We start from the raw sequence: 6,787 nt of genomic DNA, 5'->3' as shown, positions 1-6,787 counted from the left end.
GGAGAGCGCCGCGGAGCAGGACGCCTCCGCGGCGCTCCCGTGGGGGGACTAGGCGGGGCGGACGATCACGTCACCGCTGCATCCGACGAGGCTGAGTCCGCTGTTCAGCATGGTGCTCTCGTCGACAGCGATCTCGAAACCCTGCAAATCGAGAACGTCGGAAAGGGGCATGTTCCCTCCTCGGAAGAGAATGGACGGGGGTGCCGGCACGAAAGGAACATAGAAGAACTCGGGACCACCCACAAGAGAGGTTCCCGCGCTCTCCCGAACAGCTCCCGTCCTCCTTTGGTGGGATCATCGGCAGAACCCCTTCCGCATGGCGCGCCAGGCCTCAGGCGGGCCTGACGATGACGTCGCCGCTGCAGCCGACATAGCTCAGACCGCTGTTGAGGAGGGCCTCCGCCTCCAACCGCACGCCCAGGGACTGGAGGGAGAGGACATCGGAAATGATCATGGTTCGGCCTTTCTCGGATGCTTTTCCGACAGGACTCGCCAGAACCTAGGCAAGGGTTTCCGCGGGCGCAAGGGAAAGGCACGGAACCGCACGTCCCGCCGGCGGGACGTTTACGCGCGCGAGGCCCGCGGACCCTTCCCGGACGCGCGACGCCCTTTCTCGGGATTTCACGCGAGGACGTTCAGGGGCTTTCTCCCGCCCTTCCGCGCCGGTCACGCCATGGGAGCGCTCCCACAACCGGGGGCGCGTGCAAGGATGGCCTCTCCCCCGGGCTGCCACGCCCGACGGTCCCACGGAAAGGCCAGGGCAGTCGGCGATGATCCCCCTCCACCTCGAAACCCCCCGTGTCCGGTTCCGCCCCATCGGGGAGGACAACGTCCTCGGGCTGTACCAACTGCTGCTGAGGCTCGGGATCGAGACGCTCCCGGCCCGGGACAGCTTCGAGTCGTCCTTCAGGGCGCTGGACGGTTCGGACGTCACCGTGCTCCAGATCGAGGCCGCCGGGAGCGGCGAGGTCCTGGGGTTCGCCTCGGTCCGCGAGCGCAGCCCGGCCGGACACGTGAAGATCGGCATCTTCATGGACCCGGACGGACTCGCCGTGGGGGTCGGCGCCGAATCCATGATGCTCCTCGTCAACTACGCGTTCGCGCGCTGGGACGACATCAGGAAGGTGTACGCGCTGACCACGGACGCGAGCCTCATGCACTTCGGTTCGGCGCTGTTCGCCACGCCCAGGGAGGCGACGCTCCCCGGCCACGTCTACTTCCGGGGACGGCTGTGGGACCTGCACTACTACTCGGTCTCCCGGGACCACTGGCTCCAGACGGGGGCCCGGCTCCTCGCGCGCATCACCGGGGGCCGGTCGCGACGGGAGGGCGGCCCGGTGGGGATCGGCTCCGCGCCGGTCTGGACCGAGTGACGGGCGCCCGGACCGACCACCCACCACCACGAGCAAGGACAAGGACCAGATGACGGCCACGCGACGGCGCCCGCTCCCCACCTCGCCCTTCGGGCTCGGCCACGACCTGCGCACGGTCCGGGTCGTGCTCAAGCGCGACCTCTTCCGCTTCGTCCACGACGTCAGCCGGGGCGTGGCGATGCTGCTCCAGTCGGTGATGTGGCTGTTCGTCATCGGGGTGGGCTTCGGCTCCCTCATCCCGAGGGGCGAGGACGACCTCCCGCTGACCGCCGTGATGTTCCCGGGCGTGGTCGTCATGACCGTCATGGGGACGGCGGTGTCCGCCGCGGCGACCATCGTCACCGACCGCGAGGTCGGCTTCCTGCGCGGAATGCTCGTCGCCCCGGCCAAGCGCTCCGCGCTGATCCTGGGCAAGATCCTCTCGGGCGCGGTCCTGGCCACCCTCCAGGCCAGCATCATCCTGGCGGTGGCCGGCCTGGCGGGCGTGCCCTACGCGCCGGGGCTGATGCTGACCCTGTTCGGGCTCACCTTCCTGGTGGCGCTGACCGCGTCGGCGGTGGGCGTCCTCATCGCGATCTCGGTCCGGGGCAGTGAGGCGTTCATGGGGATGGCCCAGCTGGTCATCTCCCCGCTGGTCCTGCTGTCGGGCGCCATGTTCCCCATCGGGAACCTCCCCTCCTGGCTCACCGCGATCACACTGGTCAATCCCGTCACCTACGTCGTCGACCCCATGCGCCAGGCGGTCTTCGCCCACCTGGACACCTCACCGGAGACCGAGGCGCTGTTCAACCCCGGCATCTCCTGGTTCGGTTGGCAGATCCCCTGGGCGGCCGAGGTCGCCCTCGTGGCGGGCGTGGGCGTCCTGCTGGTCTGGCTGACGGTGGTCAGGTTCGGCGACTCCGAGTAGGAGGCGCCCCGGCCCCGCCGGGGCCGGGGCGCGGGCGGCGCTACAGGGCGGCGGCCTCCCTGGCCAGACCGGTGATCCGCTCCCACTCCCCCGCCGCCACCAGGTCGGCCGGGGTCAGCCAGCTGCCGCCCACGCAGCCCACGTTGGGCAGGGCCAGGTAGGTGGGGGCCGACGCGACGGTGATGCCGCCGGTGGGGCAGAACCGCACCTGGGGCAGGGGCCCCGCCAGCGACTTCAGGAACGCCGCGCCGCCCGAGGCCTCGGCCGGGAAGAACTTCATCTCCGTCACCCCGCGCTCCAGGAGCGCCAGGGCCTCGGACACGGTGCCCACGCCGGGCAGGAAGGGCAGGCCCGTGTCGGACATGGCCGACGCCAGCCCGTCGGTGCACCCGGGGCTGACCAGGAAGCGCGCGCCCGCCCTGGCGGCCGCGGCCGCCTGGGCGGGGGCGGCCACGGTGCCCGCGCCGACCACGGCCTCGGGCACCTCGGCCGCGATCCGCTCGATGGCCTCCAGCGCGGCCGGGGTCCGCAGGGTCACCTCGATGCCCGGCAGGCCGCCCGCCACCAGCGCGCGGGCCAGCGGCACGGCGGACTCGGCCTCCGAGACGACCACCACCGGCATCACCGGGGCCAGGTCGAGGATGTCGGCGCCCGAACGGGGGTTCGTCGTCATCTGAATCCTTTCGAGAAAACTCTGGCCTTCAGGCCAGAGAGGAATCGGGCTCCTGCGGAGCGGGACGGTCAACGGTCGTGCGCCCCCGGGCGAATCACCATCCACCAAAATCACCGAACCCGCCAACCACCACTCGAACCGGTGATAGCTTGCTTCGCGTCGGCTCAGACGAGAACCACATCCGGGCCTCCTACTGCCGGGCTGGCAGAAAGTCAGGTCTGTGGAGCTGATGTAAGACCGATGGGCGGCACCCCGTCCCCCGCCGTTAGTTCGGGTCGGCAACCGGCTACGAAGCAGAAAGCTCAACCCGCGAGGGAAGAATCTCCCCGCTTCAGCTGGGAGAGAAGTCAAGTCGTGTTCTCTCCAGGATCGGTCGAAGGTCTGGGGCGGGCGCGCCGCGGCCGCGGGGGCGTGCGGGGCGGATGTCCGCCGCGCGCCCCGGGCCGGTCCCCCGGCGCGCCCGGGTCGGCGGTTCAGGATCCGAAGACCCCAGCGCCCTTCTCCGCGGGGCCGACCGCGCCGCGCAGGGCCGCGAAGAGCTCCCGGCCGGTACCGGTGGCGGAGTCCACGGTGGGACGGGCGGGCTCGCGGCCGGTCAGGTCGGCCAGCACCTCCAGTGTGCCCGTGGTGGCGTCCAGGCGGATGGGGTCGCCGTCGCGGACGTAGGCCAGCGCGCCGCCCGCCTCGGCCTCGGGGGACACGTGGATGGCGGCGGGCACCTTGCCCGAGGCGCCCGACATGCGGCCGTCGGTCACCAGCGCCACCTTCTGGCCCCGGTCCTGGAGCACGGCCAGCGGCGGCGTGAGCTTGTGCAGCTCGGGCATGCCGTTGGCGCGCGGCCCCTGGAAGCGGACCACCGCGACGAAGTCGCCGGTCAGCTCCCCGGCGGAGAACGCCTCCTGGAGTTCGGCCTGGTCGCCGAAGACGCGGGCGGGCGCCTCCACCACGTGCCGCTCCGGCGCGACCGCGGAGACCTTGATGACGGCGCGGCCCAGGTTGCCCGACAGCATGCGCAGGCCGCCGTCGGGGGCGAAGGGGTCGTCCGTGCCGCGCAGGACGGAGGTGTCGCCGCTCTCCTTGGGCCCGTCGACCCAGGTCAGCTCGCCCCCGTCCAGGCTCGGGACCTGCCGGTAGCGGCCGAGGCCCTCGCCCATCAGGGTGCGCACGTCCTCGTGGAGCAGTCCGGCGTCCAGCAGGGAGCCGATCAGGTGGGCCATGCCGCCCGCCTCGTGGAACTGGTTCACGTCGGCGGCGCCGTTGGGGTACATGCGGGTGAGCAGCGGCACCACCTCGGAGAGGTCGGCGAAGTCGTCCCAGGTCAGCTCGATACCGGCGGCGCGGGCGATGGCGACCAGGTGCAGGGTGTGGTTGCTGGAGCCGCCGGTGGCCAGCAGGGCGACCACGGCGTTGACGACGGCCCGCTCGTCGACCTGGCGGCCGACGGGGTTGTAGGAGTCGCCCAGGGCGGTGCGGGCGAGCACGCTGCGCCCGGCCTCGGCGGTCAGGGCCTCGCGCAGCGGGGTGCCCGGCTGCTCGAAGCTGGCCCCGGCCAGGTGCAGGCCCATGACCTCCATGAGCATCTGGTTGGAGTTGGCGGTGCCGTAGAAGGTGCAGGTGCCCGGCGAGTGGTAGGCGGCGGACTCGGCCTGGAGCAGCTCGCGGCGGCCCACCTGGCCCTCGGCGAAGCGCTGGCGCACGCGGGCCTTGTCCTTGTTGGGCAGGCCCGAGGGCATGGGTCCGGCGGGCACGAACGCCACCGGCAGGTGGCCGAAGGACAGGGCGCCGATCAGCAGGCCCGGCACGATCTTGTCGCACACGCCGAGCATCAGCGCGCCGTCGAACATGTCGTGGGACAGGGCCACGGCGGTGGCCATCGCGATGACGTCCCGGCTGAACAGGGACAGCTCCATGCCCGCGCGGCCCTGGGTGATGCCGTCGCACATGGCGGGCACGCCCCCGGCGAACTGGGCGACGCCGCCCGCCTCGGCCACGGCGGCCTTGATCACGGCCGGGTAGGACTCCAGCGGCTGGTGCGCGGAGAGCATGTCGTTGTAGGCGGAGACGATCGCCAGGTTGGGCGTGACGTCGCCGGACAGCTTGAGCTTGTCCGAGACGCCGCAGGCCGCGAACCCGTGGGCGAGGTTGGCGCAGCCCAGGGCGGAGCGGGCGGGGCCCTCGGCCGCCGCCGCGTCGATCCGCGCCAGGTAGGCGGACCGGGTGTCGGCGCTGCGCTCGGCGAGGCGCCGGGTGACGTCTGCGACGACGGGGTGGACGGCGGGTCCGTACCCTGCGTTGTCGGCGTCGTCGGGGATGTGCGCGGTCATCGGGGTCGCTCCTCTTCGTACCACGTACGGCCTGTTCGGCCGATGAGCCGGTGCGCGCCCGCGGGGCCGGCGCTTCCGGCTGGATAGGTCTCGGGGGTGGTGCTCAGGCCGTTCCACGCCTCGATGACGGGGTCCACCCAGCGCCAGGCGGCCTCGACCTCGTCGCGGCGCATGAAGAGGGTGGAGTCACCGGCCAGGACGTCCGTCAGCAGCCGCTCGTAGGCCTCGGGCGAGCGGGTGGCGAAGGTGTCGGCGAAGCTGAGCTCCAGCGGGGCGGGCCGCAGCCGCAGCGCTCCGGCGCCGGGCGTCTTGGCCAGCATGGTCAGGTGTATGCCCTCGTCCGGCTGGAGCCGGATCACGAGGCTGCCCGCGCCGGGCAGGTTGGTGCCGGGGAAGATCGTGTGCGGCACCTCGCGGAAGCGGATGACGATCTCCGAGCGGGCGTGCGACATGCGCTTGCCGGTGCGCAGGTAGAAGGGCACTCCCGCCCAGCGCCAGTTGGCCACCTCGGCGCGCAGGGCCACGAAGGTCTCGGTGTCGCTGAGGGCCGGTCCGCCGGGCTCGTCGAGGTAGCCGAGCACCTCCGAGCCGTGGACGGAGCCGCGTCCGTACTGGCCGCGCACGGTGTCCTCGGCGACGCGGTCCCCGGTGAGGGGGCGCAGCGATTGGAGGACCTTGAGCTTCTCGTCGCGGACGGAGTCGCGGTCGTAGCTGGCCGGGGGTTCCATGGCGGTCAGGCACAGCAGCTGGAGCAGGTGGTTCTGGACCATGTCGCGCATGGCGCCGGAGGTGTCGTAGTAGCCCCGGCGCCCGCCGACGCCGACGGTCTCGGCGGCGGTGATCTGGACGTGGTCGATCCAGCGGGAGTTCCACAGGGGTTCGAGGAAGACGTTGGCGAAGCGCAGCACCAGCAGGTTCTGCACCGTCTCCTTGCCCAGGTAGTGGTCGATGCGGTAGATGCGCGACTCGTCGAAGACCGCCCCCACCGCGTCGTTGACGGCGCGGGAGGAGGCCAGGTCGCGGCCCAGGGGCTTCTCCATGACCACGCGGGAGTCGGGGGTGACGAGCCCGGCGTCGTCCAGGCCGCGGCAGATCGCGCCGGAGATCATCGGCGGGACGGCGAGGTAGAAGACGCGGTCGCGGCCGGGGGCCAGGGCGGCGGTGAGGTCGTCCCAGCCCGAGGGGTCGCCGCCGACGTCCACGGTGACGTGGGAGAGGCGCTCCAGGAACCGGTGGAGCACGTCGGGCTCGGCGACCTGGACGGCGTGGTGGCCGCGGACCGCCGAGGCGGCCTTGTCCCTGAGGTCGGCGTCGGTGAGGCCGTCGCGCGAGACGGCGACGACGCGGGTCCCCCCGTCCAGGTGGCCGTCGCGGTCCAGCAGGTACAGGGAGGGGAGGAGTTTGCGCATGGACAGGTCGCCGGTACCCCCGAAGACCACCAGGTCGGTGGCACGGGACGCGGACTGCTGCGGCATCTTCGGTCTGCTCCAGCGGGGAGGGAAGGGGATGG

General features: G+C 72.1%; 7 protein-coding genes. 2 read left to right on the top strand and 5 right to left on the bottom strand.

The genetic code is table 11. The annotated features are described in order from the left end of the window. Positions 1-48: 48 nt before the first annotated feature. The gene (locus tag DQW06_RS02550; RefSeq protein ID WP_013155729.1) at positions 49-171 is read right to left on the bottom strand and encodes a hypothetical protein; all 123 of its coding nucleotides are present in this window, start codon (positions 169-171) and stop codon (positions 49-51) included. 160 nt (positions 172-331) lie between these two features. Beyond that, positions 332-454 carry a hypothetical protein gene (locus DQW06_RS02545; RefSeq protein ID WP_013155730.1) on the bottom strand — a complete coding sequence of 41 codons (123 nt, stop codon included), beginning with the start codon at positions 452-454 and terminating at the stop codon, positions 332-334. Positions 455-770: 316 nt separating this feature from the next. Between DQW06_RS02545 and DQW06_RS02540 the strand changes: the two genes are divergently transcribed. Beyond that, on the top strand, positions 771-1,373 hold the full coding sequence (locus DQW06_RS02540; protein ID WP_013155731.1) for a GNAT family N-acetyltransferase: 603 nt from the start codon (positions 771-773) through the stop codon (positions 1,371-1,373). A 49-nt stretch (positions 1,374-1,422) separates the two neighbouring features. Continuing rightward, complete coding sequence (locus DQW06_RS02535; RefSeq protein ID WP_013155732.1) at positions 1,423-2,280, top strand: ABC transporter permease; 858 nt, start codon at positions 1,423-1,425, stop codon at positions 2,278-2,280. Positions 2,281-2,320: 40 nt separating this feature from the next. On the opposite strand, the gene eda is transcribed toward DQW06_RS02535, so the two are convergent. The 3 genes from eda to zwf form a co-directional block, all read right to left on the bottom strand. Further along, positions 2,321-2,953, bottom strand: a complete 633-nt coding sequence (gene eda, locus DQW06_RS02530) for a bifunctional 4-hydroxy-2-oxoglutarate aldolase/2-dehydro-3-deoxy-phosphogluconate aldolase (protein WP_117197887.1) — start codon at positions 2,951-2,953, stop codon at positions 2,321-2,323. A 473-nt stretch (positions 2,954-3,426) separates the two neighbouring features. Further along, on the bottom strand, positions 3,427-5,277 hold the full coding sequence (edd, locus tag DQW06_RS02525; RefSeq protein WP_019609428.1) for a phosphogluconate dehydratase: 1,851 nt from the start codon (positions 5,275-5,277) through the stop codon (positions 3,427-3,429). After that, a complete protein-coding gene (gene zwf, locus DQW06_RS02520) occupies positions 5,274-6,752 on the bottom strand; it encodes a glucose-6-phosphate dehydrogenase (protein ID WP_013155735.1) in 1,479 nt (492 codons plus the stop codon). Before zwf ends, edd begins: the two co-directional genes overlap by 4 nt. Positions 6,753-6,787: the final 35 nt, after the last annotated feature.

It is taken from the genome of Nocardiopsis sp. TNDT3, from assembly GCF_003427465.1.
GTDB classification, from domain to species: Bacteria; Actinomycetota; Actinomycetes; order Streptosporangiales; family Streptosporangiaceae; genus Nocardiopsis; species Nocardiopsis dassonvillei.
The sequence above is the reverse complement of the archived record's forward strand: the minus strand, read 5'-3'. Positions and strand labels throughout refer to the sequence as shown.

Excerpts from the sequence above, each read along its gene's own strand:
- DQW06_RS02550 (WP_013155729.1), bottom strand. The coding sequence starts at position 171 with ATGCCCCTTTCCGACGTTCTCGATTTGCAGGGTTTCGAGATCGCTGTC.
- DQW06_RS02545 (WP_013155730.1), bottom strand. The coding sequence starts at position 454 with ATGATCATTTCCGATGTCCTCTCCCTCCAGTCCCTGGGCGTGCGGTTG.
- DQW06_RS02540 (WP_013155731.1), top strand. The coding sequence starts at position 771 with ATGATCCCCCTCCACCTCGAAACCCCCCGTGTCCGGTTCCGCCCCATC.
- DQW06_RS02535 (WP_013155732.1), top strand. The coding sequence starts at position 1,423 with ATGACGGCCACGCGACGGCGCCCGCTCCCCACCTCGCCCTTCGGGCTC.
- eda (WP_117197887.1), bottom strand. The coding sequence starts at position 2,953 with ATGACGACGAACCCCCGTTCGGGCGCCGACATCCTCGACCTGGCCCCG.
- edd (WP_019609428.1), bottom strand. The coding sequence starts at position 5,277 with ATGACCGCGCACATCCCCGACGACGCCGACAACGCAGGGTACGGACCC.
- zwf (WP_013155735.1), bottom strand. The coding sequence starts at position 6,752 with ATGCCGCAGCAGTCCGCGTCCCGTGCCACCGACCTGGTGGTCTTCGGG.